Raw genomic sequence first — 24629 nt, 5'->3', positions numbered from 1 at the left:
ATGAGCCGCCCTATCGACATTCCACGTCGCCCGCGCCAGGCCTTGCAGTCGTACCTTGACGGCCTGTTGCAGGAAGCAACGGAGGACCCGCAAGCCGAGCCTGAGTCGCAGCCAACACCTGCGCCAATCGCTGTGCTGGTTCAACCTGAGCCGGCCGTTGTGGATAACCCAGCCAGCCTGGACGAATTCGAAGCGGCTGTACTCGAAGAGCATGTGCGCGATTCGCGACCGCGCCCGGTGTTGCCGGCTGCCGAGCCGCGCCGCGCCATTGCTCGCCCTGCGGCCGAACCCTTGGCGCGTTTCGATGAACCCACCCTGTGGGTAGGCCCTTCGCTGGTGCCTCAGGTATCGCCGCAGGTGATCGACGAAGCCTTGGCGCCGGTCGCGCTACCCGAGGTGCCGGTGGCGCTGCCGGTTATCGAGCCTGCTCCGGTGGGGCCAGTTGCGCCCGCCATAGCCCCGCCGATCGCTACGCCCGAAGTGAGCCTGCGCAGTGAAGGCGGCGGCCCCGGTACGCCGGTAGAGCAGGGGCTTCCTGCCTGGGCGGCCGAGACATTCGAGTGCCTGCTGTTCGACGTGGCAGGGCTGACGCTCGCCGTGCCGTTGGTATGCCTGGGTTCGATTTATCCATTGGCGGGCCAGGAACTGACCCCGCTGTTCGGCCAGCCCGAATGGTTCCTGGGGCTGTTGCCGAGCAACAACGGCAACCTCAAGGTGCTGGATACCGCCCGCTGGGTCATGCCCGACCGCTACCGCGATGATTTCCAGCAGGGCTTGCAGTATGTGATTTCCGTACAGGGCTATGAATGGGGCCTGGCGGTGCATTCGGTGAGCCGTTCGATACGGCTCGATCCGGCAGAAATCAAGTGGCGTACCCAGCGGGGGCAGCGGCCCTGGCTGGCGGGTACGGTGATCGAACACATGTGCGCGTTGCTCGATGTTGCGCAATTGGCTGAAATGATTGCCAGCGGCGCGGTCAAACGACAAGAAGCCGAAGCCCGGGCCAAAGCCGCGGCCGAGGAAAAGGCACGGGCCGCTGCTGCCCGGGGCCGTAAACGATAACGCCCTATGGCCGTGGGCCTAGGGCATGCATAACAGACCGCACTGCGGGAACGAGGGGTAGGGTATGAGCAAAACGTCCGGCAAGGGTTCAGAGGATCCGATCCTGCAATGGGTCACCTTCCGCCTTGATAACGAAACCTATGGCATCAACGTGATGCAAGTGCAGGAAGTGCTGCGCTACACCGAGATCGCGCCTGTACCTGGGGCGCCGGCGTACGTGCTCGGGATCATCAACCTGCGCGGTAACGTGGTCACGGTGATCGACACTCGCCAGCGCTTCGGCCTGGCCTCCAGCGACGTGACCGACAACACCCGTATCGTGATCATCGAAGCGGACAAGCAGGTAGTTGGGATCCTGGTCGACAGCGTGGCTGAAGTGGTCTACCTGCGCCAATCCGAGGTGGAAACCGCGCCGAACGTGGGTAACGAAGAATCCGCCAAGTTCATCCAGGGCGTGTGCAACAAGAACGGCGAGCTGCTCATTCTGGTCGAACTCGACAAGATGATGTCTGAAGAAGAGTGGTCGGACCTGGAGAACATCTGAGTTGATTCTCGAAGCCGCCGTCATCGTACTGGCCATCCTCTGGGCCGGTTCGGTGGCGATGTTCCTCTCGTATTCGCGCAACCAGCAACGCATCGCGGCCGAACAAGCCGCGGGCGATGCCCTGCGGGACCAGCGCATCCGCGAACTGGCCAAGCGCCTGGACGACTACCAGAACGGCACCGTACGCATGGGTGAAGCCATCCATGAGTTACGCGCCGTGGTTGCCCCGCTGCCGGACAAACTTTTGCAACTGGAACAACGTGACCCGGACAGCCTTTCCTTTGCGCAGGCGGCGAAGCTGGTGCACATGGGGGCCAGTATCGACGAACTCACCCAGGCCTGTGGGTTGACACAGGCCGAGGCGGAGTTGATGAAGAAGTTGCATGGGTAGGTGTGACTTTTAGTAAAGCTAGCGAAGCTTACGAATCGAATTGCTTATAAAGACATGCCTCGATTGACCTCGCCTGACGTGACGACCACTGTGGGCTTAAGCGCGTTACGGTTGCTCGCAAGTCACGCTTGCTAAAGTTTTGAGGCCGTCAGTGTAGAGGGTCAATGGCCTTGCGCTTGCCGGATCTTGCGTTGTTTGGCCGCTTTTATTTCGTATTTCTTCAAGTCTTTTCTCATGCGCCTCGTCACATCAGGGCGACTGGGGCTAGCAAGGTCGGTAAGTTCAATTTGAACTTGACGGGAGGCCGTTGATCGACTTGCCCGTCCAGCCTGAATCGATCCAACCGCCGTTCCAAAAATACTCAACGCCATGATCCCACCACCAATACCCAGCAAGACGTTGGATTTTGACTCGTTGCCGTTAGCGCGTTCTATACCCCCCCATGCCATAAGAATTGCACCTGCCAAAATTCCGGTAACACCGAACATTACGCTATGCCCGCTGGGATCCGTGTGGTTAATAGGCTCGGCACCGCAATAGGCATAACTGTTGATGCCGCCCTTGCCAAAGGGGCTGGCGTTGTCGGAGCGCTCGAACCGCATGAGGGCAGGGGAGTAAGCCCGATAGCCCTGCCCCAGAACATAACGGCCGGCTGCGCGCTCTGGCCGTTCGCCATTGAACGCCAGCGCGGCACCGCCAGGCGGCACATGGCCGAAAGGTGTATAAGCGCGTTGTAGGCCACTATTACCGAGAACGCTGCGATTACGATCGCAGGCTAAATGGGTGTAGGCGTTGGTGGAACGTGATAAAAGCGTGTTCATAAAATGCTCCTGAGTACCGTAGTTCCAGTAAGCACTTTTTTTACATAACGGATAACTGGCAGATCTGTCAGGTTGCCTTCTCGCGATTTTGCGCTAGCCCGGGTTTCGATACGTGACCGGCGTTACATCCCTTTCCCTCGGCCCCGGGCTTATATCCACCCCCACCGGCACTTTGCCCTGCAAGTACCAGGCAAAGGCAATAATCTCGGCGATGGTGAGGTACAGCTCCTTTGGAATGCTGTCGCCCAGTTCCAGTTGCCCGAGCATCTTCACCAGCTCGGCGTTTTCGTAGATGGGCACTTCGTGCGCCTTGGCGATGGCGATGATGGCGTCGGCCAGCTCGTCGTCGCCCTTGCCGGACAGGGTAGGGGCCTGGATGCCGTCGTAGCTGAGGGCGATGGCCTGGCGTTGGAAGCGGTTGCTCATGCGGTTTCATCCACCCAGCGTTGTTCGAGGCGAGTGCGGTTGCCCTGAGGTGGGCGACCGGTGTGGCAATCCAGCTCGCCGACGGTCAGGCCGGCGCTCATCAGCCGCTCCCGGAACCAGGGCAGTTCACGCTGGACCACGTTCACGGTGGCGGGGTTTTCGGCCCATACCTGGCTGGAAAGGTTGCTGTTGAAAAGCTGCGCCTGCACATGCAGCGGGCCCAGCCGGGGCAGGTCGAAGGCAAGGTCCAGGCGCCATACTTTGCGCAGCGGCAGTGGATTGCCTTCCGCGTCGCGCTCCAGCTCGCGCTCCTTGTCGTTGGGTTCATCCTGGGCCTGCACGCGCACCTGCATCGGCACGATGTCGTTAAAGGCGCGCATCGGGATTTCCAGTTGCCAGCTATGTTGCGCCAGGCCGTGCGGCCCGGTGCTGGCTTGCTCAAGGCTGGCCAGCTGGTGTGTCTGCACCCGTGACAGCGCGGCCGAGGCTAGGCGTAGCAGGGAGTGCAGGTCGTCTTCGTCCTCGCCTTTTTGCAGGGTGCGGCTGGCCAGAGGGAAGCCTGGTGCCTCCTGTGAGCGTGGCCCCACCTGGCCGAGAATGCCCAAGGCATTGCGAAGGAACCCGGGCGCGGCCTGGGCCATGGTGGCCAGGGTTGCAGGGTTCGGTGGCTGGTTGCCCGGCAGGTTGGGCAGGATCTGCGCCACCAGCCGCAGCAGGGCGCCTTTCAGGTCCACCTCGGGGGCTTCCAGGCTGCCGGTAAGCAAACCGGATTCAAGGAACAGGCCGCTGTTATTAAAGGCTTTGGCCAGTGCATCCGGGGTTTGCAGGTCGGCCATGTCGGGCACCGCCGCTAACAACGCGCTGGCACTGGCGCGCACTTCAGGCGGCAGGCTGTTCTGGCTCTGGCTGGCCTGGATCACCCCCAGCAGGCTTTGCAGTGACGCCTGGCGGCTGCTTTGGGTACCGATTTGCTGAGCAACGGCCAGTTCATCCAGGCGCCCGCCCAGCTGCACCACGCTCAAGGCCTGGCTGCCTTGCACCTGCGCGCTCAGCAGGCTGCCGATGCGCAGCGGCTGCGGGCTTTCGATGGTAAGGGTTTGCCCGGCCAGGGCGCTGTTGAGCAACGTGACCATGGCCCGGTACACCGGAGGGCCGTCGTTACCGGCAACCGGCAATGACGTGACCACTTTGCCCTGCAGCAGCGTGCCCACGGGCAGGCGGCTGGTGTCCAGCTCGGTAAGGCCCGTACGCGGCGCGCCGGCCAGGCTTACCGACAGTTGTTCGGACAGCATGCGGGTCACCAGCAGCGGCGTGCCGATGGCGAGCGGCTGCGTGGCGCCCACTTGCACGGTAGCTTGACGGCCGCTGTCCAGGGTGAGCTTGAGCAGCAGCTGAAAATCCCCAGGCAGTTGCTTGATCGACAGCACCTCCGCCTTCGCGGTTTGCCCGGGCTCGAGCAGGCCGTCCACCGATTGCAGCAGCTTGAGCAGCTCGCCGCTGATGGCCGCCGACCGGGAAGTGGCCGCCAGGTTGGCAGCCGCGGCAACGGCGCTGATTTCGTTCGTCATGGTTTAGCGGGCCAGAAAAGTGTCGCAGCCTGACAGCAGGCGGCAAGCCGGAGCTGGCCACCTCTGTGTATAATCGCCCGCTGCCCAGGCAGCGACCGTACGGTCTTCGTTGCTTATTTCTATCGGCCCGGCCCGCGTGGACTTGAACCGCGACGCGCCAGGGCGCCTACAAGGTTCACTGTGACGGTTCATCTGGAAGGCATCGCATTGGCCTGCGAACGAGACGGGCGGCAGCTCTTCGAAGGGCTGAGCCTGAGTGTGCGCGGCGGCGAGATGCTCAAGGTCGGTGGGCCCAACGGCGCGGGCAAAACCTCCCTGTTGCGCATGCTCAGCGGGCTGATGGCGCCCACCGCCGGCGAGGTGCGTTTCAATGGTCAAGGGTTGCCAGGCGCTGCTCGCCAGCTGGCCGGCAGCTTGCTCTGGCTGGGCCATGCGCCCGCGCTCAAGCTGAGCCTTACCCCGCAGGAAAACCTCGCCTGGCTGTGCGCGCTGGGCGTGCCGGCTCCCCTTGTCGCTATTGATGATGCCTTGGTCAGGGTGGGCCTGCGGGGTTACGAGGACCAGCCCTGCCAGCGGTTGTCCGCCGGGCAGCTGCGGCGCGTGGCGCTGGCGCGGCTTTACCTGAACCCGCCGCCCCTGTGGTTGCTGGACGAACCCTTCACGGCGCTGGACTCGGCTTCGGTCACCTCGCTTGAAATACACCTGGCCGAGCACTGCGCGCAGGGTGGAGTGGTAATCCTCACTACTCATCACGCGCTGGGCAAGCGGCCGGCTGGCTACCGTGAACTTCACCTCGGTGAAGCGGCATGAGCGGTAGCCTCGCCACCTTCACCCAACTGCTGCGCCGCGAAGGCCTGCTGCTGGCCCGCCGGCCCGCCGCATTGGCCAACCCTTTGGTGTTCTTCGCCGTGGTAGCCACTCTGTTTCCGCTTGCCATTGGCGCAGACCCGGGCTTGCTACGGCAGATCGCGCCGGGGCTGGTATGGGTGGCGGCGGTGCTGGCAGTGTTGTTGTCGCTGGACAGCCTGTTCCGGGAGGATTTCGAAGACGGGTCCATGGAACAGTGGGCGCTGAGCAAGCACGGCATGCTGTTACCCGTATTGGCAAAGGTGGTGGCCCATTGGCTGCTGTCCGGGTTGGCGTTGTGCGTACTGGCGCCGGTGCTGGGCCTGATGCTCAGCCTGCCCGCCAGCAGCCTGCCTGTGCTGATGGTTACCTTGGCGCTGGGCACGCCCGTGCTTACATTGCTGGGCGCGATCGGGGCGGCGCTGACCGTAGGGTTGAGGCGGGGCGGGTTATTGCTGGCTGTGCTGGTGTTGCCTTTGTATATCCCGGTGCTGATCCTGGGCAGCGGCGCCCTGCGCGCCGCCTTGCAGGGCCTTCCGGTGGCGGGCTTTGTGCTGTGGCTCGGCAGCCTTGCGGTCCTCACCATAACCTTGGCCCCGTGGGCGATTGTCGCCGGCCTGCGGATCAGCCTTAATGAATGACTACCTATGGGAAATGAACAGCGTATGAGCTGGGCATGGTTTCATCGGCTGGCGTCGCCGCCCCGATTTTACGCGCTGGCCGGGCGCCTGGTGCCTTGGCTCGGCGCTGTTGCTGCCTTGCTGCTGGCGGTGGGCGTGGTATGGGGCCTGGCGTTCGCGCCGCCGGACTACCAGCAGGGTGATAGCGTGCGCATCCTATATATTCACGTTCCGGCTGCCATGCTGGCGCAGAGTTGCTACGTGTTGCTTGCCGTTGCCGGCGTGATTTCTCTGGTATGGAAGATCAAGCTGGCCGACATTGCCCTGCATTGCGCTGCGCCGATCGGGGCGTCCATGACCGCGCTGGCGCTGATTACCGGCGCCATCTGGGGCAAGCCCACCTGGGGCGCCTGGTGGGTGTGGGATGCGCGCCTTACCTCCATGCTGATTCTGCTGTTCCTGTATGCCGGGGTGATCGCCCTGGGCCAGGCCATCAGCAACCGTGACAGTGCCGCCAAGGCCTGCGCGATCCTGGCGATCGTGGGGGTGGTAAACGTGCCGATCATCAAGTATTCGGTGGTGTGGTGGAGCACCCTCCATCAAGGGGCCACCTTTACGCTTACCGCCAAACCGGCCATGCCTGCCGAGATGTGGCTGCCGCTGGCGCTGACGGCGCCAGGGTTTTACCTGTTTTTCGGCTGCGTGCTGCTGATGCGCATGCGCACCGAGCTGCTGCGCCGCGAAGGGCGTAGCCAATGGGCCCAGGCCGCGTTGCGGATGGCCCTTGATTCGAGGAGAACACCATGAGCTTCGCCAGCCTGGGTGACTTTCTAGCGATGGGCCGGCATGGCCTGTACGTGTGGAGCGCCTATGCGTGCTGCTTCGCCGTGCTGGGCTGGAACCTGGCCGCGCCGGCACTCGCTCGCCGCCGCTTGCTGGCCAGCGAGGCCCGGCGTGCCCGCCGGAGCAGCGGACCATGAACGCCATTCGCAAGAAGCGCCTGTTGATTGTGCTCGCCTTGCTGGCAGGTGTTGGCATTGCCTCGGCGCTGGCGCTCAGTGCCTTGCAACAGAACATCAACCTGTTCTACACCCCCACACAAATCGCCAGTGGCGAAGCACCGCCAGGGCAGCGCATCCGCGCCGGCGGCATGGTAGAGCGCGGGTCGCTGGCGCGCAGCGCCGACAGCCTGGACGTAAGCTTCGTGGTCACGGACTTCAACCGCTCGGTGACCATCCATTACCGCGGCATCCTGCCTGACCTTTTCCGCGAAGGGCAGGGGATCGTCGCCTTGGGGGTCGTGGACCCTCAAGGAGTAGTGCAGGCCGATGAAGTGCTGGCCAAGCACGACGAAAAGTACATGCCCCCCGAAGTGAACAAAGCCTTGAAAGACAGCGGCCGCCTGGGAGCTACCCCATGATTCCTGAACTGGGCCAGTTGGCCCTCGCCTTGGCGCTGTGCCTCGCGTTGGCCCAGGCGGTGTTACCCCTGTTGGGCGCCTGGCGCAACGTGCCGGTGTGGATGGCGGTGGCGCGCCCGGCCGCCTGTGGTCAATTCGCCTTCTTGTTGTTCGCTTTCGGCTGCCTGGCCCACGCCTTTCTCCACAACGATTTTTCCGTCGCCTACGTGGCGGAGAACTCCAACACCGCGCTGCCCTGGTACTACAAGTTCAGCGCGGTTTGGGGCGCCCATGAAGGCTCGCTGCTGCTGTGGGCGTTGATCCTCGGCGGGTGGACCTTCGCCGTTGCGCTGTTCTCGCGGCAACTGCCCACGGCCATGCTTGCTCGGGTGCTTGGCGTAATGGGGCTGATTAGCAGCGGCTTCCTGCTGTTTCTGGTAGCCACGTCCAATCCCTTCGTGCGCATTCTTCCCCAAGTACCGCTGGAAGGCCGGGACCTCAACCCCTTGCTGCAAGACTTCGGGCTGATCGTTCACCCGCCCATGTTGTACATGGGCTACGTGGGCTTCTCGGTGGCCTTCGCCTTTGCCATCGCAGCGCTCCTGGGCGGGCAGCTGGACGCCGCCTGGGCGCGCTGGTCCCGGCCGTGGACCCTGGTGGCGTGGAGCTTCCTGGGCGCTGGTATCAGCCTGGGCTCGTGGTGGGCTTATTACGAGCTGGGCTGGGGCGGCTGGTGGTTCTGGGACCCGGTCGAAAACGCCTCCTTCATGCCTTGGCTAGTGGGCACGGCACTGATCCACTCGCTGGCCGCGACCGAGCAACGCGGCGTATTCAAAAGCTGGACCGTGCTGCTGGCAATCGCTGCGTTTTCCCTCAGCCTGCTGGGGACCTTCCTGGTGCGCTCAGGGGTGCTCACCTCCGTGCACGCATTCGCTTCGGACCCTACTCGGGGCGTATTCATCCTGATGTTCCTGCTGCTGGTCACCGGTGGCTCGCTGGCGCTTTTCGCCGTGCGCGCGCCGGTGGTGCGCAGCCATGCCCGCTTCGCCTGGGCTTCACGGGAAACACTCCTGCTGGCCAACAACCTGCTGCTGGTGGTTGCGGCCGCGACCATTCTGCTGGGCACGCTCTATCCCTTGCTGCTGGATGCCGTGACGGGCGCGCGGTTGTCGGTGGGGCCGCCGTATTTCAATGCGCTGTTCGTGCCGATCATGGGCGTGCTGCTGGCAACGATGGGCGTTGGGGTGGCCATGCGCTGGAAAAGCACGCCCGGCGCCTGGCTGGCCCGCCTGCTCACGCCCGTGCTGCTGGCGGCGGTGGCCCTGTGTGTAGGGCTGGGGTTGTTCGCTGGGTTGGACCGCTGGCCTTTGCTCGCGGTCACCGGCCTGGCCGCCTGGGTGGTACTGGCCGGTGTGCGTGACCTGGCCGACAAGCTGCGCCACCAAGGCCTGGCGGGTGTATTGAAACTGCGCCGCAGCTACTGGGGCATGCAGCTGTCACACCTGGGCTTGGCGGTGGCGGCCCTCGGCGTGGTGTTCTCCGCCCAGCTCGATGCCGCGCGGGACCTGCGCATGGCGCCCAACGACAGCGCCGAAGTGGGCGGCTACACGTTCATCTTCCGGGGCACGCAAACCATGCACGGGCCCAATTACAAGGGGGACCGGGCGATCATTGAAGTCAGCCGCAACGGGCACACCGAGAGCGTATTGCATCCGGAAAAGCGCCTTTACACCGCCCAAGGCTCGGTAATGACCGAGGCGGGCATAGACGCCGGCCTGTTCGCGGACCTTTATGTAGCACTCGGCGAGCCGCTGCCCGATGGCGCCTGGGCGGTGCGCTTGCAGGTGAAGCCCTTCGTGCGCTGGATCTGGCTGGGCGGGCTGCTGACCGCCCTGGGTGGAGCACTGGCCGCACTGGACCCTCGATACCGGGCGCGGTTGCGCCAGCGCGCCCGCGCTGGCGCCGAACTGGAGGCCGCCTCATGAAGCGCGCATGGCTGGCGGTGCCGTTGCTGCTGTTCATCGGCCTGGCCGTGGTGCTGTATCGCGGCCTGTACCTGGACCCTTCCGAGCTGCCGTCGGCGCTGATCGGCAAGCCGTTCCCGGCGTTCGATCTGCCAGCGTTGGAGGATGGCCGGCCGCTGAGCCGTAATGCGCTGCTGGGCCAGCCGGCGCTGGTGAATGTGTGGGGCACCTGGTGCGTCGCATGCCGCGACGAACACCCCACCCTGGCTCGGCTGGCAGAGCAGGGCGTGATCATTCATGGCATCAACTACAAGGACGACACCGCCGCGGCGAATCGTTGGCTGCGCCAACTGCACAACCCCTATCGGGTAAACGTGAGCGACCCCCAAGGCACCCTCGGCCTGGACCTGGGCGTATACGGCGCGCCGGAAACCTTCCTTATCGACGCCCAGGGTGTGATTCGTTACAAGCATGTGGGCATTGTGAGTGACGAGGTATGGCGCGACGAAATCGCACCGCGCTACCAGGCGTTGCGCGAAGAGGGGCGGCCATGAAGGGCATGTTGCTGATACTGGCACTGGCGTTCGCGAGCATTGCCAACGCCGCCATCGACACCTATGGCTTTGATAGCGACGGCCAGCGCGAGCGCTTCGCTGCGCTTACCCGCGAGCTGCGCTGCCCCAAATGCCAGAACCAGGACCTTGCCGATTCCAACGCCCCCATCGCGGCGGACCTGCGGCGGGAAATCCATCGCTTGATGGTGGAAGGCAAGACGGACGAGCAGGTGATCGCGTACCTGGTCGATCGTTACGGCGAATTCGTACGCTACAAGCCCGCGTTCGAGGCCCGTACCTGGCTGCTGTGGCTGGGCCCCGGCCTTCTGCTGCTGATCGGGCTTGGCGTAGGTTGGGCGCTGCTGCGTCGACGCCACACCGCAGAGTTGCCCGCCACCCTGGACGAGGCGGATCAGGCACGCCTCGCCACCTTGCTCAAGAGCACCGACGATGATTGATTTCTGGGCGGCGGCCATTGCCCTGCTGCTGATTGCTTGTGCCTTGCTGGCCTGGCCCCTGTTGTCTGCCCGGGGTTACACGGCACGGCCGAGGCGCGCCGTTAACGTGGCGGTGTACGAAGAACGTTTGGCGTTGCTGGAAGAGGAATACAAGGCGGGGCGGCTGGATACGCCGGGATGGGAAGCGGCCAAGGCCGAAGCGGGCATGGCGTTGCTTGAGGATGTGGATGCCGAGGCGGGCACCGATACCGAGGCGCCTTTGGCGGCCGCCAAGGGGCGACGCGTCACCCTCACGGTCATGGTGCTGGTACCGATCGCTGCGCTGGTGCTGTACCTGAACGTGGGCGCCCTGGACCGGTTGAGCCTCAGCCGCGAGATGGCTACGCCGGCAAGCTCCCCCGCAGAGATGCTATCGCGCCTGGAGCGCACCGTCGAAGCCCAGCCCGACGCCCCCGATGCGCTGTACCTGCTGGCCCGCACCTACCTGTCGCAGAACCGCGCCGGCGAGGCGGTGCCGCTGCTCCAGCGTGCCGCGCAGTTGGCAGGAAGGCCACCGGAGCTACTGGGCCAGTGGGCGCAAGCGATGTATTTTGCGGCAGGCCGGCAATGGTCGGGAGAGATCCAGGCCTTGGTGGATGAGGCGCTGCGTGGCAACCCTAACGAAAGCACCAGCCTGGGCTTGCTGGGGATTGCAGCGTTCGAGGGCAAGCACTGGGCGGCCGCCGTCAGCTATTGGCAGCGTTTGCAGGCCGGCCTCGCGCCGAACGACCCCGCCCGGGCTGCGCTGCAAACCGGTATAGACCGCGCGCGCCAAGCGCTGCGAGAGGAGGGGGGTAGCGAGGTATCAGGGCGGGCCCTGCGGGTGCAAGTGCGCCTGGCGCCCGCGCTGGCGGCACAGGTAAGCCCACAAGATGCCGTGTTCGTGTTCGCGCGCGCGGTAAGCGGGCCGCCCATTCCGCTGGCGGTAAAGCGCCTGCGGGTCGCGGACCTTCCCGTGAACATCACCCTGAGCGACGCCGACGCCATGCAGCCGGCGCTGAAACTCTCGGCCTTCGGCGAGGTCAACGTGATGGCACGCATCAGCCGCTCTGGCCAGCCCACTCGCGGCGAGTGGACCGGTACCGGCATTACCGCTGGTGGCGGCTCGGCCGATTATGTACTCACCATCGATAGCCCGGAACACTAAGCATGCCCCAGTTCATCACCGCCACTTCCCGCCTTACGCTGTTAACACTGGCGCTCGGCCTGGGGGCATGTACCGTTCAACGGCCCAGCAGCGAGCCACAGCCACAGCCGTTGCCGCCGATCCAGACCGTGCCCGCCACCAAGCCTCCGGCCAGCAAGCCCACGCCGGCCACCCCGGCAGCCCGCCCGGCGCCGCGCACCTCGGCCAGCTTCGCGCCACCGCCCAGCGGCCCCAGCCATTGGGACCAAGGCCTGGGCGTGTACGTGTTGGATAACCAGCCCGGCGTGTACTACCGCCAGCGCACCTATTACCGCTGGAGCAACGGCTGGGGCTGGGCCACCAACCCCAACGGCCCTTGGGAACCTACCGACGCCACCGGCGTGCCGCCCGGGCTTGGCCGCCAGCACCCCTGATCGCAGCCTGCCACGCCCTGGGTTGCCAGCAACCGCTGCATGTCCTCGGTGAACAGGGCGATGCCATGGCCGTTAAGGTGGTCGCTGTCCTTGTAGAACGAGCCAGCGTCCCCGATCAGGCAGCGCTCGCCGTCGCACAGGCGATCGTCGAGGGTGACCAGGCGTATACGCCCCGCGGCTTGATCACGTTCAAAGCGTGATCGGGTGTAGTGCTGCAGTTGCTGATGCTCGGCCACCGAGATGGAAATGGCCCGCAGCGCCTGCTGTTTCTCGTCGGGGGTGACGTCCGTTTTCTGGGCAAGGCGGTAATACACGTATTTTGGACTGGCCAACTGCTGAGGCGCCTGGGCGATCACGTCTACCTGCGCCCCTAGCGCGCGGTAAGCGTCGATGGTTTTCTCGAACGTTTCGTCAAAAACCTCGCGAGAGTTCTCTTGGGTGCGGGCCTGATGCCCGGGCGTGACCAGGAAGTACCGAGTCATCTCGTGTTGCCCATAGCCACCATCGGTGTAGAGGCTCCAGCGGGCGATCAGCACCACCCGCTTGATACCGTGCTCGCGTACGTATTCCAGCTGTCGCTGGGCCAAGTCGGCACAGGCGCCTGGCCCGTAGTTGCCCACCGCCACGTCCACGCCCAGCAATGGCGGGCAGCCGCCCACGCCCAGGTGGGCAATGCTGAGGCCAAGCCGCCGGCCGGCTTCATCGAACACCGGCAGCATGGCCTCGGAGTGGCTGTCGCCGAATACGGCCACATCCGCCGCGCCGGCTTTGGACGGTGCGCCGAAGAAGCACAGCCCGATGCCCCAGCCATCCCCGCGATAATCCCGGTCGCACTCCGCACGTACGGTGGGATCCTCGAAGGCTTGTGCCAGGCTGGGGTCTGGTACTGCGGGCCGCGCGAAACCGTAAGTGAGGTATCCGCCCAAGCCCACTGCAATGAACAGCACCGAGGCCAGCGCGCCATAGCTGAATACCTGGCGGCGGCTAAAGCCTTGCCGCTGGCGCAAAGGCCGCTCTACGTAGCGCCAGCTCAGCCAGGCGACCACCAGCGACGCCGCCGCCACCAGCAATAGTTCGGTCAGCGGCGGCGGCACCAGGCTGCGGTGGCGAGCGAACGCCAGCAAGGGTTGGTGCCAGAGGTAGGCGCTGTAGCTGATCAGCCCGATGAACACCAGCGGGCGTGTAGTCAGAAGCCGGCCTACCCAGGTGCTTGCGCCAGCGAACAGGATCAATAGCGCCGCGCCAAGGGTAGGTACAAGGGCGTGCAACCCTGGGAACGGCGTACTGCGATCGAACGTGAAAAACGCCCAGGCCAGCAACCCGAGCCCCGCCGCGGCAAAGCTTTGATGCAGCAGCCCATCGCCTTCGGCATGCCGGGGGCGCGCGCTGGCATAAAACGCGACGAACGAGCCAACCAGCAGTTCCCAGGCGCGGGCAGGCAGCAGGAAGAACGCACCATTGCTCGCCTGCTGCGCACCGTATTCAGCCCATGCCAGGCTGGCTACCGCCATTGCCACCAGGCTAAGCACACGAAATTTCAGGCCCAGCCGCCAGGTGAGCATCAGCCACAGGGGAATAAGCACGTAGTACTGTTCTTCAACGCCCAGGGTCCACGTATGAATCAATGGCTTGAGGTCGGCTTCGCCGTCAAAGTACCCGCTTTCCATCCAGAACAGCACGTTGGAGGAAAACAGCGGCACGGCGACCAGGCTTTTGGCGAAGGACTTGAGGTCCAGTGGGTCCAGCCACAGCCAGGCCATCGGCAGACAGGCCAGCATCATCACCGTGAGCGCTGGAAGAATGCGCCGCGCCCGCCGCTCGTAGAACCTCACAAGGGAGAACTCGCCGCGTGCCAGTTCGGCAAGGATGATCGAGGTAATCAGGTAACCCGAGATAACGAAGAACACGTCGACACCGACGAAGCCTCCGGAGAACAGCGGCACACCGGCGTGGTAAAGCACCACGGGGAGTACGGCGAGCGCGCGCAAGCCGTCGACCTCCGGCCGATACGGCACAGCGGGTGAATGAGCAATAGTCATGTGGGTGTCCCCCCCGGGCGGGGCGAGTGAGGATAGGAAAAAAAGCCAGGCAGGCAGAAACGCTACCGCGGAGCCTTCCAGAGAAAGGCCCTGCGGCGGGGTATGCGTATGGGATGGGTTACAAAGTACCCGGCGCCCTGCGGAAGATCAAGCCAGGCGCGCAGGCTTTATTGCTGATAGATCTGGTCGAACACGCCGCCGTCGGCGAAGTGGGTTTTCTGCACGGTGCGCCAGTCGCCAAAGGTTTTCTCGACCGACATGAAATCGACCTTCGGGAAGCGGTCGGCGTATTTGGCCAGCACTGCCGGGTCCCGAGGGCGCAGGTAGTTGTTGGCGGCGATGTCCTGGCCCTCGGCGGACCAGAGGTATTTCAGGTAATCCTCGGCCAGGGCGCGGCTGCCTTTCTTTTCCACCACCTTGTCGACCACGGCGACCGGAGGCTCGGCCTCGGCCGAAACGCTTGGGTACACCACTTCGAACTGATCGCGACCAAATTCACGGGCGATCATTTCGGCTTCGTTTTCGAAGGTCACCAGCACGTCGCCAATTTGATTGGTCATGAACGTGGTGGTGGCGGCGCGGCCACCGGTATCAAGCACGGGTGCCTGCTTGAACAGCTTGCCAACGAAGGCCTTGGCCTTGGCATCGTCGCCGCCGTTCTTGAGTACGTACGCCCAGGCGGAAAGGTAGGTGTAGCGCCCGTTGCCCGAGGTTTTAGGGTTGGGCACGATTACCTGCACGCCGTCCTTGAGGAGGTCGGGCCAGTCCTTCAATTGTTTGGGGTTGCCCTTGCGCACGATGAACACCGTGGCGGAAGTAAACGGTGCGCTGTGGTTGGGCAGCAGCGTGACCCAGTTGTCGGGCACCAGTTTGCCGTTATCGGCCAAAGCGTTGATGTCAGTGGCCATGTTCATGGTGATGACATCCGCTGGCAGGCCATCGATCACCGAACGCGCCTGCTTGCTCGAGCCACCGAAGGACATCTGCACGGTTACCGCTTCGTTGTGCTCGGCTTGCCAGTGCTTCTGGAAGGCAGCGTTGTAATCCTTGTAGAAGTCGCGCATCACGTCGTAGGAAACGTTCAGCAAGGTGGGCGCCGCGCTGGCGGCGGTAGTGAACAGCGCCCCGGCGCAGAGCAGCGAGGCGGCAAGCAGTTTATTCACGAAGCGGTCCCTGTGGTGTCGTTATTGGTGGTGTGGGTTGGCCTGTCGGCGACTATAGCCAACAGGCCAAACGCCCGAAAGCACCAAATGTGCTGAGCTTATGCTCACGGCCCTGCCGGGCCGGTCGCCGCCAAGGCGGGCTGCTACAGGGCTGCCTCGCTACCACTCCACCACCACCTTGCCGAAGTGGTCACCGCTTTCCTGGAAGCGGAACGCTTCCGCGAGCTGCTCCAGCGGGAAGCTGCGGTCGATCACCGGGCGGATACCGGTTTGTTCGAGCGCCGCTACGTATTCCTGCTGTTGCAGCCGGCTACCGACGATCAAGCCCTGCAACCTTGCCTGTTTGGCCATCAGTTGCGCCGTGGGTACGTCGCCCTGCCAGCCAGTAAGCACGCCGATCAGCGAAATATGGCCACCCACCCGTACGGCGGCGATGGACTGCGCCAGGGTGCCCGGGCCCCCGAGCTCCACCACATGGTCCACGCCGCGGCCTGCGGTGTATTCCAGCACGGCCTTGCCCCACTCCGGTTGCTGTTTGTAATTGATGCCATGGTCGGCACCCAACTGCCTGGCCCGCCCCAGCTTCTCATCCGAGGAGGAGGTGACGATCACCCGGGCACCCATGGCCTTGGCAATCTGCAGGGCCGCGATCGACACGCCGCCAGTACCCAGGGTAAGCACCGTTTCGCCCGCCTTCAGCCCGCCGTCGCCCACCAGGGCGCGCCAGGCGGTGAGGCCCGCCGTGGTGATGGTCGCGGCCTCGGCATGGCTCCAGCTGCGCGGTGCATGGGTAAAGGCGCTGACAGGGCGCACCACATATTCAGCGGCGAAGCCGTCGGCGCCGTCGCCCGGCGTTTCGGCAAAGCCGCCTACTGCGGTAAAGGCAGGCCCCGCGGGCCACTGCGGGAAGAACGTGGACACTACCGAATCCCCCGGCTTGAATTCGGTCACGCCAGGGCCCACCGCTTCCACTACACCTGCGCCGTCGGCCATAGGGATGCGGTTATCCGCAACCGGCATGCTGCCGTTGGCCACCATCAGGTCGTGGAAGTTGAGCGAGGTGGCGCGTACGGCAACCCGCACCTCGCCTGGGCCTGGTTCGCCCGGGTCTGGTAAATCCACCAGCTGCAGTTGATCCAGCCCACCGGGGGCGCGAACGGTCACGGCTCTCATCTGTATTTCCTCCTCGAATCAGTTGGCAATGGACAACCATAGCTCGTGGATGGTTTGGCGATACGGCGTGTTGATCTGCGCGGGTACCGCCTCGAGATAATCCCGGGCATGCTGGCGAACCTCGCCGGTGAGCGAAGCCAGATAGGCGATCGCTTGATCAACGGTGGGTATGCGGCCTTCCACGCCGTTGACCCGCGGCGGCAGGCCAGTCCAGATCACGCCCTCGGCGCCGCGCTCCCGGGCCCATTGGCAGATAAGCCCTGCGGGGTTGCCCTCGATCACCAGGCTGCCGATACCGTCGTCGCGGTCCGGGGGTATGCCCTCACGCGCCTTCAGCGCGCTGCATGCGGCTTCCAGCGTGGGGGAGGCAAGCCAGGCCCAGAGTACCGGCACCGGCTCGGCGTTGGCACACAGCGCCGTAGCCAGTTCGCCTGAATCCCCCACCCGGGAGAACTCGATGGGCAACCGGGGGCCGTCGGTGAACCATTCGCTGGCGACCGGCAGGTTGCCCGGTTTCCAGATCAAAGAGCCCCATCCAAGGCACGCAATCTTCACAGTCAGGCTCCCTCTATTGGCGCTTCATACGACCGCGCCAGCGAAGCGATTGCTCCGCCCGATAGCGTGTGGGGCCCGCGTCACAGTTCATCAGGAAATCACCGCGCCGATGGAACGCCTCGGCCTGTGGCCGATCCTTTTTGAAAGCCCCTGCAAAGAAGGAAGCGCCATGGCGATTCGTCCGACCCTAGCGTCTGCCCAGTCCAACCGTACCGATGAAAACCTCAGCCAGCCTGAGCGAGTATTGTCTGTGGCCGGCGGCGGCGCCTTGCTGCTCAATGGCCTGCGCACCGGCGGGGTGAGTGGCGCCCTGCAACTGGTGGCGGGTGGCTGGTCACTGTGGCGGGGCTACCAGGGCCATTGCCAGCTCAAGGCAGCGTTGGCGCACACGCCATTGGAGCAGGAGTGGGAGGAGGAAACTGGCTGGGCGAGCACCAAGCTGGTAAGCCGAAGCATCACGGTGAACAAGCCCTTGGAAGAAGTGATCGCCTGGTGCCGGAACCCGGCCAATATCGGGCCGCTGATTCCCTGGGTCGATTCCATCGAGCAGATCGCCGACGACACCTACCGTTGGACCGTGCGCGGCCCGGGTGACCGTACCTTCAGTTGGACGCTGATTCAGAGCGAGCCCGACGCTGGCCGGGCGTTACGCTGGAACACACCGGGCGAAGGCGTATGGCAGCACGAAGCCGATGCCCGTTTCACCGAAGCACCGCAGGGGCAGGGCACGGAAATCAAGCTGGTGCTGGCGACCGAACCACCCGAGGGAGCGCCTGGCTATGCCGTGGCGAGCTTGATCAGCCGCTTCACTCACAAAGCGCTGCTGTACTTGCTTCGCGCGCTCAAACAGCAAATGGAAACCGGCGAGATCGCGACCAGTCGTCCGCGCAACGGCGTACGCGATTTCCTGTTCATTCACCCCGATCATCGCGCCCAGGCCGACGAAGCCGTGGCGACCGAGACCCTCGAAGAAGGCATTCACTGATGCGCGCGCTAACCTGGCAAGGCCCAAACCGGCTGCAGGTCGAGACTGTTCCAGACCCCATACTGATCAACCCGCAGGACGCCATCATCAAGGTCACGCTGTCATCGGTCTGTGGCTCCGATCTTCACCTGCTCGGCGGGTATGTGCCCACTATGCACGCCGGCGACATCCTCGGCCATGAATTCCTCGGGGAAGTGGTGGAGGTAGGTGCGCGCGTGAACTCCGTGGCCAAGGGGGACCGGGTGATTACCGTGTCGATCATTGGCTGTGGCGAGTGCGAACATTGTCGGCGACAGGATTTTTCCTGCTGTGACAACTCCAACCCCAACCCTTGCGTAACGGAAATGGCCTACGGGCAACCCTGCGGCGGGATCATCGGCTACAGCCACGCGTTCGGTGGCTACGCCGGTAGCCACGCGACGTACATCCGGGTGCCTTATGCCGACGTCAACCTGTTCAAGGTGCCGGACGGCGTGACCGACGAGCAAGCGGTGTTTGTGTCCGATGCCGCGCCAACCGGTTACTTCGCCGCCGACAACGCGGGTATCCAGCCGGGCGACACGGTTGCGGTATGGGGCTGCGGCGCGGTAGGGCAGATGGCGATTGCCAGCGCTTACCTGCTGGGTGCCGAACGGGTAATCGCGATCGACCGCCTGACCGATCGGCTTACCCTGGCGGAGAACAAGGTGGGTGCTATCCCGCTGGACTACGAAACCACCAATATTCACCAAGCCCTGCTCGAGCTCACGGGCGGCCGAGGGCCCGACCGTTGCATTGACTGCGTGGGCATGGAGGCGCACGGCACCGAAGTGGACTATGTGTACGACAAGACCAAGCAGCTGATGCGGCTGCACACCGAACGCGGTTCAGTATTGCGCCAAGCCATTCGCGCCTGTCGCAAGGGCGGGACGGTGTCGGTGGTGGGGGTGTATGGTGGCCTGCTGGATAAATTCCCCATGGGCGCCGTGCTGAACAAAGCCCTCACCCTGCGCGCAGGGCAGCAGCCTGGCCAACGCTACGCTAACCGACTGTTCGAGCACATCCAGAACGGCCAGCTCGATCCGTCCTGGATGCTTACCCACCCTATGGACCTCGAAGACAGCGCCGAAGGCTACAAACTGTTCAAGGAAAAAGGCGATGAGTGCCTGAGGGCTGTGTTCAGGCCGTAAGTGGCGGCCCCGCCGCATCCCACGGATTATTGTGGGAGCAAGCGCAGCCGCAGGCGGAGCTCGCGAACAAGGGCTACAGCCCGCACCCCTTCAGCACCAGCGTGGTAATGGTCTGGGTAGCCGCCTCGTAGTCATCCACACTCAGCTGCGCCTTGCCCGTCACGGTTGCGATCTGCCAGTCGAAGTCGGCGTAGGTCTGGGTGGCCGCCCAGATGCTGAACATCAGGTGGTGGGGGTCCATCGGTGCCATCAGGCCGCGGTCCACCCATTGCTGGAGGCAACCAATGTTGTGCCGCGCCTGGGCGTTGAGGGCTTCTGCCAGATCCGGCGGCAAGTGCGGCGCGCCGTGCATGATTTCGCTGGCGAACACCTTTGACGCATGGGGAAGGTCGCGGGAAATTCGCACCTTGGCGCGGATATAGGCCGTCAGCACCTCTCGCGGGTTGCCGTCCGGGTTGAATGGGGCCGATGCCTGCAGCAATGGCTGCACGATGCTATGCAGCACCTCGCGGTACAACCCTTCCTTGGACTTGAAGTAGTAGTACACATTGGGCTTGGGCACCCCGGCGCGGGCGGCAATGTCGCTGGCCTTGGCGGCGGCGAAGCCCTTGTCGGCGAATTCCTGGCTGGCGGCGCGAAGGATCAGTTCGCGGTTACGTTCGCGGATACGGGTCATGGCAGGCGCAAAAGCCGCAAGCTTCGGCGCAAACGCATCTACACGCAAGCGTCGCGCGGGGAAACCGCGCGTCGTCATGCAAAACACGCCTCAAGCGTCCTCGAAGGGCCCCTGTGCAGTGAACGCACCGCCGTGGTACAGCGCAGCCGGATCATCCGCGGCAACCGGCGGCTGGGCTTCGACTTTAGCCTGGAAACGCGCCGAGCTGCCTTTGGGCTCGTAGCCCAGGTGCGCTGCAAGGCGGTTGTCCCACCATACCTGCGGGTTATCCGACATGCCGAACACCACGGTATGGCCCAAGTTTGGCGCCTCCAGGCCTTTCACGATGAGTTGCGTGAGGTCGTCGTAGCTCAGCCAGGTGCAGAGCATGCGGCGGTTCTGGGGTTCATCGAAGGACGACCCGATGCGGATGCTCAGCGTTTCGATACCGTAGCGGTCGTAATAGAACGTCGCCAGGTCTTCGCCGTACGACTTCGACAGGCCGTAATAGCCGTCGGGCCGACGTGGCGCGAGGGCGTCGATGGTTTCGGTCTGCTTGTAAAAGCCCACCACGTGGTTACTGCTGGCGAAGATCACGCGCTTCACGTGGTGCCGGCGCGCGGCTTCATAGATGTGATAAGTGCCGGCGATGTTGGGCCCGAGGATTTCCTCGAACGGGCGCTCCACGGACACGCCACCGAAATGCAAGATGGCGTCCACGCCTTTCACCAGCTGGTCCACAGCTGCCTTGTCGGCGAGGTCACAAATCACCACCTCTTCATTTTCGCCGGCTTCCTGCGGGGCGACGATATCCGACAGGCGCAGCATCGAGGCGTAGGGCTTGAGTGTTTGCCGCAAAACCTTGCCCAGGCCGCCCGCGGCACCGGTAAGCAGAATCCGGCGGGGGGTGAAGGTGTCAGGGGTCGATGCAGTCATGGGTGCTCCCGTTATTGTCGTTATCGGTTGTCATATAACTTGGCCCAGTATCGCCATGCCGTCTGATTTGTCAAAGGGCACACGCGTTCATGCCCCTATGGCATGACGTAGTGCCCAATGCTCGTTTGTTTTGCCGCCTGCCAGCCTTGGATACTGCACCTTTAGACGAGGAGCCAGGCATGCAAGCACACGCCCAGGGGTACCGTTTCAACCCGGCCTTCGAGGCGCCGGGCGGTTCGGCGATCCGCGAGCTGTTCAAATACCTGTCGCGGCCGGGAATGATCTCGTTCGCCGGAGGGTACCCGGCGCCTGGCCTGTTCGATGCTGAAGGCCTGGCGCAGGCCAGTGCACAGGCCATGGCCGAGCCGGTGACCAGCCTGCAATACGGTGCCACCGAAGGCACTCCGGCGTTACGTGAGCAATTGGCCGCATTGATGGCGCGGCGCGGCGCGGCCGTGTCGGTGGAGGATTTGATCGTTACCACCGGTTCCCAGCAAGGGCTGGACCTGTTGATTCGGGTATTGCTCAGCCCGGGTGACGCGGTGCTGGTGGAGCGGCCTACCTATCCCGCCGCGCTGCAAGCGTTCCGGCTGGCCGGGTGCGCGATCGGCAGCATCGCGGGCGACGCCGACGGGCTTGACCCCCAGGCATTGGCACACCAGCTGGAGGCGGCGCCCCCGGCGCATTTCCGGCTGCTTTATTGCGTGCCGGATTTTGCCAACCCTACCGGCGCGTGTCTGCCCCTGGCGCGGCGGCTGGAATTACTGGCGCTGGCGGCCCGTCATGACCTGTTGCTGGTGGAGGACGACCCCTACGGCGCGCTGCGTTTTACCGGTGAGCCTGTGCCGTCGCTGCTCGCGCTGTCCCGCCAGGTGCCGGGCGCGGAAGGGCGGGTGATTCACCTTTCCAGCCTGTCCAAGATCATCGCCCCTGGGCTGCGGGTGGGCTGGATGATTGCGCCCGCGCCGGTTCGTCAGCGTTGCGTGATCGCCAAGCAGACCATCGACTTGTGCACCTCGCCGATCAGCCAGCAGATGGCCGCCTGCTACCTGGCCAGCGGTGGCCTGGAGCGTCATTTGCCCCTGTTGCGCCAGCGCTATGGCGAAAAGTGCCAGCGGATGATGGCCGGCATCGCGGCGCTGGGCGGGCGCCTCGAGGTGGCGGCACCTGCCGGCGGTATGTTTGTGTGGGGGCGCCTGGCCGATGGCGGCGATGCCCAGGCGTTGTTTGAGCGCGCCATCGAGCAGAACGTGATGTTCGTGCCGGGCAAAGCGTTTTATGCCAGCGAACCGGACCCTGCCAGCGTGCGGCTATCCTTCGCCGCTCCGGGGCTTGAAGACATCGACGAAGGCTTGCATCGGCTTGCCAGGGCGTTCAACTGAAGCGGCCGGATAGCGAGGGCGATGGCTCGCGGGTTACTCTTGGCGCCCGTCGTTTGATCCGTAAGTACACGCGAGCCCGCCATGAAGCTGCTGCTGGTAGAAGATGAGGCGCTGCTGCGCCATCACTTGCACACACGCCTGGGCGAATGCGGCCATATCGTGGAAGCGGTGGCCGATGCCCAGGCGGCCTTGCAACAGGCCGCGCAAACCGCATTCGATCTGGTGATCGTCGACTTGGGTTTGCCGGGCCTGTCGGGCCTTGAGCTGATTCGCCAGTGGCGCGGCCAGGGCCTGGCGTTTCCTATCTTGATCCTCACCGCGCGGGGTAGCTGGCAGGACAAGGTCGAAGGGCTGGCGGCGGGGGCGGACGACTATATGGTCAAGCCCTTTCAGTTCGAGGAGGTAGAAGCCCGCCTTGGCGCCTTGCTGCGGCGCGTCAGTGGTTTTATCCAGCCCACCATCGTGGCCGGCCCGCTGGAACTGGACCTCAACCGCAAGCAGGCAACATTGCAGGGCGAGGCGTTGGCCCTCACCGCGTTCGAATACCGCATCCTCGAATACCTGATGCGCCATCACCAGCAGGTGGTGGCCAAGCAGCGGTTGATGGAGCAGCTTTACCCGGACGATGGCGAACACGACCCCAACGTGATCGAGGTGCTGGTGGGGCGCATCCGCCGCAAGCTGGAAGCCGCCGATGGCTTCCGGCCTATCGACACCGTGCGTGGCCTGGGCTATCTGTTTACCGAGCGCTGCCGATGATCCGTTCGCTGCGGCTGCGGCTGATGCTGGCCGGGGCCTTGCTGGCGGTGCTGTTCATGCTGGGGTTGTTGCCCGCGCTGCAAGGGGCCTTCAGCCTGGCGCTGCGCGAGTCCGTGGAGGAGCGCCTGGCCACTGAAGTGACTACCCTTATATCCGCCGCACGCCTGGAGCAGGGGCAGTTGCGCATGCCCGCGCCGGTGCCGGATGAGCGCTACGAGGTGCCCACCGAACGCTCGCTCGGGTACATCTTCGACCGGCAGGGCGCGTTGTTATGGCGTAGCCCCGGCGCGCCGTCGCCCGAGTACAGCCCCCGCTACGACGGGAAGGGCAATCGGTTTTCCCGCTTCACCAGCGCCGATGGCCAGGCGTTCTGGGTATACGACGTAGAGGTACGGTTGCTGGGAGGCGAGAACGCGGCGTTCAGCTTCGTGGCTATGCAGTCTGTAGAACCTTACCAGCGCACATTGAGCGCCCTGCGTGATCGCCTCTACCTGGGCTTCGGCGCGGCGCTGCTCACGCTGCTCGTGCTGTTCTGGGGTGGCATGACCTGGAGCCTGCGCTCGCTGCGGCGGTTGAGCCACGAGCTGGACGAGATCGAGAGCGGGCAGCGGCAGGGGCTGAGCGAGCGCCACCCCAGCGAACTGCTGCGCCTTACGCGCTCGCTCAACCGTTTGCTGGCCAGCGAAGGCGAACAGCGCCAGCGCTACCGGGATTCGCTCGGCGACCTGGCCCACAGCCTCAAAACCCCACTGAGCGTGCTCCAGGGCATCGGCGAAACCCTGGCCAGCGACCATCCGCACAGCGAGGAAGGTAAGCAGGCAGCGATCCTGCGCGGCCAGGTGGCACGCATGAGCCAGCAGATCGACTACCAATTGCAGCGGGCCAATGTGCGCCACGGCGGGCTGGTACGGCGGCAAGTGGCCGTGCGCCCGGTGCTCGATAGCCTGGCGGCAAGCCTGCGCAAGGTATACCCGGACAAACCCGTGCAGCTGCATATCGCCCTCGACTCGCCGGGTGTATTGCCGATCGAGGAGGGCGCCTTGATGGAGCTGCTGGGCAACTTGCTCGAGAACGCCTGGCGTTTGTGCCTGGAAGACGTGAGCGTGAGCCTGAGCGTGATCGGCCGGCGCCTGGAGCTGCTGCTCGAAGACGACGGCCCGGGCATTCCACCGGAACAGCGCAGCCGTATCCTGCAACGAGGCGAACGGCTGGACCGGCAACACCCGGGGCAGGGGATCGGCCTGGCCGTAGCGCACGACATCATTCGCAGTTACCACGGCACCCTTACCCTCGAAGACTCGCCACTGGGTGGCGCCCGCTTCAGGATCAGCTTTCCCAAGGAATGATGGCGGATATCCGCCAGCGGCGTGCCTTCGGGCATGGTAGTTGGCGAGAATCCGCCAGCTTGCCGTGTGGCCAGGGCTTTCTATACTGCTTGCAGATCCCGTATCAGCTGATGTCCCGTGCGCTACGCGAGGTTGGCATGAGCCTTGCGATAGTGTCCTCAGGCCGCCCGCGCGGGTATGCGCAGGCTGCAGGCCAAGAACAAATCCCTCCAGTC

27 protein-coding genes are annotated in these 24629 nt (G+C 64.4%); 18 read left to right on the top strand and 9 right to left on the bottom strand.

Going from position 1 to position 24629, the window contains the following annotated elements:
- From AC3Z8Y_RS16340 to AC3Z8Y_RS16330, 3 genes are all read left to right on the top strand, one after another.
- Nucleotides 1–1062: a CheW domain-containing protein gene (locus tag AC3Z8Y_RS16340; protein WP_490086725.1), complete on the top strand. Its 1062-nt coding sequence runs from the start codon at nt 1–3 to the stop codon at nt 1060–1062.
- Nucleotides 1063–1126: 64 nt separating this feature from the next.
- Nucleotides 1127–1606 carry a chemotaxis protein CheW gene (locus tag AC3Z8Y_RS16335; RefSeq protein WP_181112947.1) on the top strand — a complete coding sequence of 160 codons (480 nt, stop codon included), beginning with the start codon at nt 1127–1129 and terminating at the stop codon, nt 1604–1606.
- A 1-nt stretch (nt 1607) separates the two neighbouring features.
- Nucleotides 1608–1997: a DUF2802 domain-containing protein gene (locus AC3Z8Y_RS16330; protein WP_490086724.1), complete on the top strand. Its 390-nt coding sequence runs from the start codon at nt 1608–1610 to the stop codon at nt 1995–1997.
- A 161-nt stretch (nt 1998–2158) separates the two neighbouring features.
- On the opposite strand, the gene AC3Z8Y_RS16325 is transcribed toward AC3Z8Y_RS16330, so the two are convergent.
- From AC3Z8Y_RS16325 to fliK, 3 genes are all read right to left on the bottom strand, one after another.
- The gene (locus AC3Z8Y_RS16325) at nt 2159–2818 is read right to left on the bottom strand and encodes an RHS repeat-associated core domain-containing protein (RefSeq protein ID WP_490086723.1); all 660 of its coding nucleotides are present in this window, start codon (nt 2816–2818) and stop codon (nt 2159–2161) included.
- Nucleotides 2819–2911: 93 nt separating this feature from the next.
- The gene (locus AC3Z8Y_RS16320; RefSeq protein ID WP_490086722.1) at nt 2912–3244 is read right to left on the bottom strand and encodes an EscU/YscU/HrcU family type III secretion system export apparatus switch protein; all 333 of its coding nucleotides are present in this window, start codon (nt 3242–3244) and stop codon (nt 2912–2914) included.
- On the bottom strand, nt 3241–4812 hold the full coding sequence (gene fliK, locus AC3Z8Y_RS16315) for a flagellar hook-length control protein FliK (RefSeq protein ID WP_490086721.1): 1572 nt from the start codon (nt 4810–4812) through the stop codon (nt 3241–3243). Before fliK ends, AC3Z8Y_RS16320 begins: the two co-directional genes overlap by 4 nt.
- A gap of 180 nt (nt 4813–4992) precedes the next feature.
- Here fliK and ccmA point away from each other — a divergent pair, with 180 nt between their 5' ends.
- From ccmA to AC3Z8Y_RS16265, 10 genes are read left to right on the top strand one after another with little or no spacing between them, the layout of a single operon-like run.
- The gene (ccmA, locus tag AC3Z8Y_RS16310) at nt 4993–5622 is read left to right on the top strand and encodes a cytochrome c biogenesis heme-transporting ATPase CcmA (protein ID WP_490086720.1); all 630 of its coding nucleotides are present in this window, start codon (nt 4993–4995) and stop codon (nt 5620–5622) included.
- Nucleotides 5619–6299, top strand: coding sequence for a heme exporter protein CcmB (gene ccmB / locus AC3Z8Y_RS16305; protein WP_490086719.1), 681 nt, complete (start codon nt 5619–5621; stop codon nt 6297–6299). The genes ccmA and ccmB overlap by 4 nt, the downstream gene beginning before the upstream one ends.
- A 24-nt stretch (nt 6300–6323) precedes the next feature.
- The gene (locus AC3Z8Y_RS16300) at nt 6324–7085 is read left to right on the top strand and encodes a heme ABC transporter permease (protein WP_490086718.1); all 762 of its coding nucleotides are present in this window, start codon (nt 6324–6326) and stop codon (nt 7083–7085) included.
- On the top strand, nt 7082–7258 hold the full coding sequence (ccmD, locus tag AC3Z8Y_RS16295; RefSeq protein ID WP_490086717.1) for a heme exporter protein CcmD: 177 nt from the start codon (nt 7082–7084) through the stop codon (nt 7256–7258). The genes AC3Z8Y_RS16300 and ccmD overlap by 4 nt, the downstream gene beginning before the upstream one ends.
- Nucleotides 7255–7698, top strand: coding sequence for a cytochrome c maturation protein CcmE (gene ccmE, locus AC3Z8Y_RS16290; RefSeq protein WP_490086716.1), 444 nt, complete (start codon nt 7255–7257; stop codon nt 7696–7698). The genes ccmD and ccmE overlap by 4 nt, the downstream gene beginning before the upstream one ends.
- On the top strand, nt 7695–9662 hold the full coding sequence (locus AC3Z8Y_RS16285; RefSeq protein ID WP_490086715.1) for a heme lyase CcmF/NrfE family subunit: 1968 nt from the start codon (nt 7695–7697) through the stop codon (nt 9660–9662). The genes ccmE and AC3Z8Y_RS16285 overlap by 4 nt, the downstream gene beginning before the upstream one ends.
- Nucleotides 9659–10195, top strand: a complete 537-nt coding sequence (locus tag AC3Z8Y_RS16280) for a DsbE family thiol:disulfide interchange protein (protein ID WP_490086714.1) — start codon at nt 9659–9661, stop codon at nt 10193–10195. Before AC3Z8Y_RS16285 ends, AC3Z8Y_RS16280 begins: the two co-directional genes overlap by 4 nt.
- Nucleotides 10192–10653 (top strand): cytochrome c-type biogenesis protein, encoded by a 462-nt coding sequence (locus AC3Z8Y_RS16275; RefSeq protein WP_490086713.1) that lies wholly within the window; start codon nt 10192–10194, stop codon nt 10651–10653. The genes AC3Z8Y_RS16280 and AC3Z8Y_RS16275 overlap by 4 nt, the downstream gene beginning before the upstream one ends.
- Nucleotides 10646–11839 (top strand): c-type cytochrome biogenesis protein CcmI, encoded by a 1194-nt coding sequence (gene ccmI, locus AC3Z8Y_RS16270; RefSeq protein WP_490086712.1) that lies wholly within the window; start codon nt 10646–10648, stop codon nt 11837–11839. The genes AC3Z8Y_RS16275 and ccmI overlap by 8 nt, the downstream gene beginning before the upstream one ends.
- A gap of 14 nt (nt 11840–11853) precedes the next feature.
- Entirely contained in the window at nt 11854–12252 is a 399-nt protein-coding gene (locus AC3Z8Y_RS16265) for a hypothetical protein (RefSeq protein WP_490090019.1), read from the top strand.
- On the opposite strand, the gene AC3Z8Y_RS16260 is transcribed toward AC3Z8Y_RS16265, so the two are convergent.
- From AC3Z8Y_RS16260 to AC3Z8Y_RS16245, 4 genes are all read right to left on the bottom strand, one after another.
- Nucleotides 12147–14291: an acyltransferase family protein gene (locus tag AC3Z8Y_RS16260; RefSeq protein ID WP_490086711.1), complete on the bottom strand. Its 2145-nt coding sequence runs from the start codon at nt 14289–14291 to the stop codon at nt 12147–12149. The two genes, AC3Z8Y_RS16265 and AC3Z8Y_RS16260, sit on opposite strands and share 106 nt — an antisense overlap.
- Nucleotides 14292–14458: 167 nt before the next feature.
- Nucleotides 14459–15454 carry a sulfate ABC transporter substrate-binding protein gene (locus tag AC3Z8Y_RS16255; RefSeq protein ID WP_490086710.1) on the bottom strand — a complete coding sequence of 332 codons (996 nt, stop codon included), beginning with the start codon at nt 15452–15454 and terminating at the stop codon, nt 14459–14461.
- A gap of 159 nt (nt 15455–15613) precedes the next feature.
- Entirely contained in the window at nt 15614–16627 is a 1014-nt protein-coding gene (locus tag AC3Z8Y_RS16250) for a zinc-dependent alcohol dehydrogenase family protein (protein ID WP_490086709.1), read from the bottom strand.
- A gap of 18 nt (nt 16628–16645) precedes the next feature.
- On the bottom strand, nt 16646–17152 hold the full coding sequence (locus AC3Z8Y_RS16245; RefSeq protein WP_490086708.1) for a hypothetical protein: 507 nt from the start codon (nt 17150–17152) through the stop codon (nt 16646–16648).
- Nucleotides 17153–17351: 199 nt separating this feature from the next.
- Between AC3Z8Y_RS16245 and AC3Z8Y_RS16240 the strand changes: the two genes are divergently transcribed.
- Both AC3Z8Y_RS16240 and AC3Z8Y_RS16235 read left to right on the top strand, forming a co-directional pair.
- Nucleotides 17352–18167, top strand: a complete 816-nt coding sequence (locus AC3Z8Y_RS16240; RefSeq protein WP_490086707.1) for an SRPBCC family protein — start codon at nt 17352–17354, stop codon at nt 18165–18167.
- The gene (locus AC3Z8Y_RS16235; RefSeq protein WP_490086706.1) at nt 18167–19336 is read left to right on the top strand and encodes a zinc-dependent alcohol dehydrogenase; all 1170 of its coding nucleotides are present in this window, start codon (nt 18167–18169) and stop codon (nt 19334–19336) included. The genes AC3Z8Y_RS16240 and AC3Z8Y_RS16235 overlap by 1 nt, the downstream gene beginning before the upstream one ends.
- 73 nt (nt 19337–19409) lie before the next feature.
- Here the strand turns inward: AC3Z8Y_RS16235 and AC3Z8Y_RS16230 are convergent, their stop codons facing one another.
- Together AC3Z8Y_RS16230 and AC3Z8Y_RS16225 are read right to left on the bottom strand one after the other, a co-directional pair.
- The gene (locus tag AC3Z8Y_RS16230) at nt 19410–20012 is read right to left on the bottom strand and encodes a TetR/AcrR family transcriptional regulator (RefSeq protein ID WP_490090018.1); all 603 of its coding nucleotides are present in this window, start codon (nt 20010–20012) and stop codon (nt 19410–19412) included.
- Between the two features lie 90 nt (nt 20013–20102).
- Nucleotides 20103–20927, bottom strand: a complete 825-nt coding sequence (locus AC3Z8Y_RS16225; protein WP_490086705.1) for an NAD-dependent epimerase/dehydratase family protein — start codon at nt 20925–20927, stop codon at nt 20103–20105.
- A gap of 179 nt (nt 20928–21106) precedes the next feature.
- Between AC3Z8Y_RS16225 and AC3Z8Y_RS16220 the strand changes: the two genes are divergently transcribed.
- The 3 genes from AC3Z8Y_RS16220 to AC3Z8Y_RS16210 all read left to right on the top strand — a co-directional run bounded on the left by AC3Z8Y_RS16220 (nt 21107) and on the right by AC3Z8Y_RS16210 (nt 24414).
- Nucleotides 21107–22309, top strand: a complete 1203-nt coding sequence (locus AC3Z8Y_RS16220; protein ID WP_490086704.1) for an aminotransferase-like domain-containing protein — start codon at nt 21107–21109, stop codon at nt 22307–22309.
- 81 nt (nt 22310–22390) lie between these two features.
- Nucleotides 22391–23068 (top strand): response regulator, encoded by a 678-nt coding sequence (locus AC3Z8Y_RS16215; protein ID WP_181112883.1) that lies wholly within the window; start codon nt 22391–22393, stop codon nt 23066–23068.
- Nucleotides 23065–24414 carry an ATP-binding protein gene (locus tag AC3Z8Y_RS16210; protein WP_490086703.1) on the top strand — a complete coding sequence of 450 codons (1350 nt, stop codon included), beginning with the start codon at nt 23065–23067 and terminating at the stop codon, nt 24412–24414. The genes AC3Z8Y_RS16215 and AC3Z8Y_RS16210 overlap by 4 nt, the downstream gene beginning before the upstream one ends.
- The last annotated feature ends 215 nt before the right edge of the window (nt 24415–24629 follow it).

The organism is Pseudomonas sp. 3MAES_34.3B (assembly GCF_058145875.1).
Note: the sequence above shows the minus strand (reverse complement) of the source record. Positions and strands in the feature narration are given on the sequence as shown.

Bases quoted from the DNA above. Each gene is read 5' to 3' on its own strand.
- AC3Z8Y_RS16340 (WP_490086725.1), top strand. From the start codon at position 1: ATGAGCCGCCCTATCGACATTCCACGTCGCCCGCGCCAGGCCTTGCAG.
- AC3Z8Y_RS16335 (WP_181112947.1), top strand. From the start codon at position 1,127: ATGAGCAAAACGTCCGGCAAGGGTTCAGAGGATCCGATCCTGCAATGG.
- AC3Z8Y_RS16325 (WP_490086723.1), bottom strand. From the start codon at position 2,818: ATGAACACGCTTTTATCACGTTCCACCAACGCCTACACCCATTTAGCC.
- AC3Z8Y_RS16320 (WP_490086722.1), bottom strand. From the start codon at position 3,244: ATGAGCAACCGCTTCCAACGCCAGGCCATCGCCCTCAGCTACGACGGC.
- fliK (WP_490086721.1), bottom strand. From the start codon at position 4,812: ATGACGAACGAAATCAGCGCCGTTGCCGCGGCTGCCAACCTGGCGGCC.
- ccmB (WP_490086719.1), top strand. From the start codon at position 5,619: ATGAGCGGTAGCCTCGCCACCTTCACCCAACTGCTGCGCCGCGAAGGC.
- AC3Z8Y_RS16300 (WP_490086718.1), top strand. From the start codon at position 6,324: ATGAGCTGGGCATGGTTTCATCGGCTGGCGTCGCCGCCCCGATTTTAC.
- ccmD (WP_490086717.1), top strand. From the start codon at position 7,082: ATGAGCTTCGCCAGCCTGGGTGACTTTCTAGCGATGGGCCGGCATGGC.
- ccmE (WP_490086716.1), top strand. From the start codon at position 7,255: ATGAACGCCATTCGCAAGAAGCGCCTGTTGATTGTGCTCGCCTTGCTG.
- AC3Z8Y_RS16285 (WP_490086715.1), top strand. From the start codon at position 7,695: ATGATTCCTGAACTGGGCCAGTTGGCCCTCGCCTTGGCGCTGTGCCTC.
- AC3Z8Y_RS16280 (WP_490086714.1), top strand. From the start codon at position 9,659: ATGAAGCGCGCATGGCTGGCGGTGCCGTTGCTGCTGTTCATCGGCCTG.
- AC3Z8Y_RS16275 (WP_490086713.1), top strand. From the start codon at position 10,192: ATGAAGGGCATGTTGCTGATACTGGCACTGGCGTTCGCGAGCATTGCC.
- ccmI (WP_490086712.1), top strand. From the start codon at position 10,646: ATGATTGATTTCTGGGCGGCGGCCATTGCCCTGCTGCTGATTGCTTGT.
- AC3Z8Y_RS16260 (WP_490086711.1), bottom strand. From the start codon at position 14,291: ATGACTATTGCTCATTCACCCGCTGTGCCGTATCGGCCGGAGGTCGAC.
- AC3Z8Y_RS16250 (WP_490086709.1), bottom strand. From the start codon at position 16,627: ATGAGAGCCGTGACCGTTCGCGCCCCCGGTGGGCTGGATCAACTGCAG.
- AC3Z8Y_RS16240 (WP_490086707.1), top strand. From the start codon at position 17,352: ATGGCGATTCGTCCGACCCTAGCGTCTGCCCAGTCCAACCGTACCGAT.
- AC3Z8Y_RS16235 (WP_490086706.1), top strand. From the start codon at position 18,167: ATGCGCGCGCTAACCTGGCAAGGCCCAAACCGGCTGCAGGTCGAGACT.
- AC3Z8Y_RS16230 (WP_490090018.1), bottom strand. From the start codon at position 20,012: ATGACCCGTATCCGCGAACGTAACCGCGAACTGATCCTTCGCGCCGCC.
- AC3Z8Y_RS16225 (WP_490086705.1), bottom strand. From the start codon at position 20,927: ATGACTGCATCGACCCCTGACACCTTCACCCCCCGCCGGATTCTGCTT.
- AC3Z8Y_RS16220 (WP_490086704.1), top strand. From the start codon at position 21,107: ATGCAAGCACACGCCCAGGGGTACCGTTTCAACCCGGCCTTCGAGGCG.
- AC3Z8Y_RS16215 (WP_181112883.1), top strand. From the start codon at position 22,391: ATGAAGCTGCTGCTGGTAGAAGATGAGGCGCTGCTGCGCCATCACTTG.
- AC3Z8Y_RS16210 (WP_490086703.1), top strand. From the start codon at position 23,065: ATGATCCGTTCGCTGCGGCTGCGGCTGATGCTGGCCGGGGCCTTGCTG.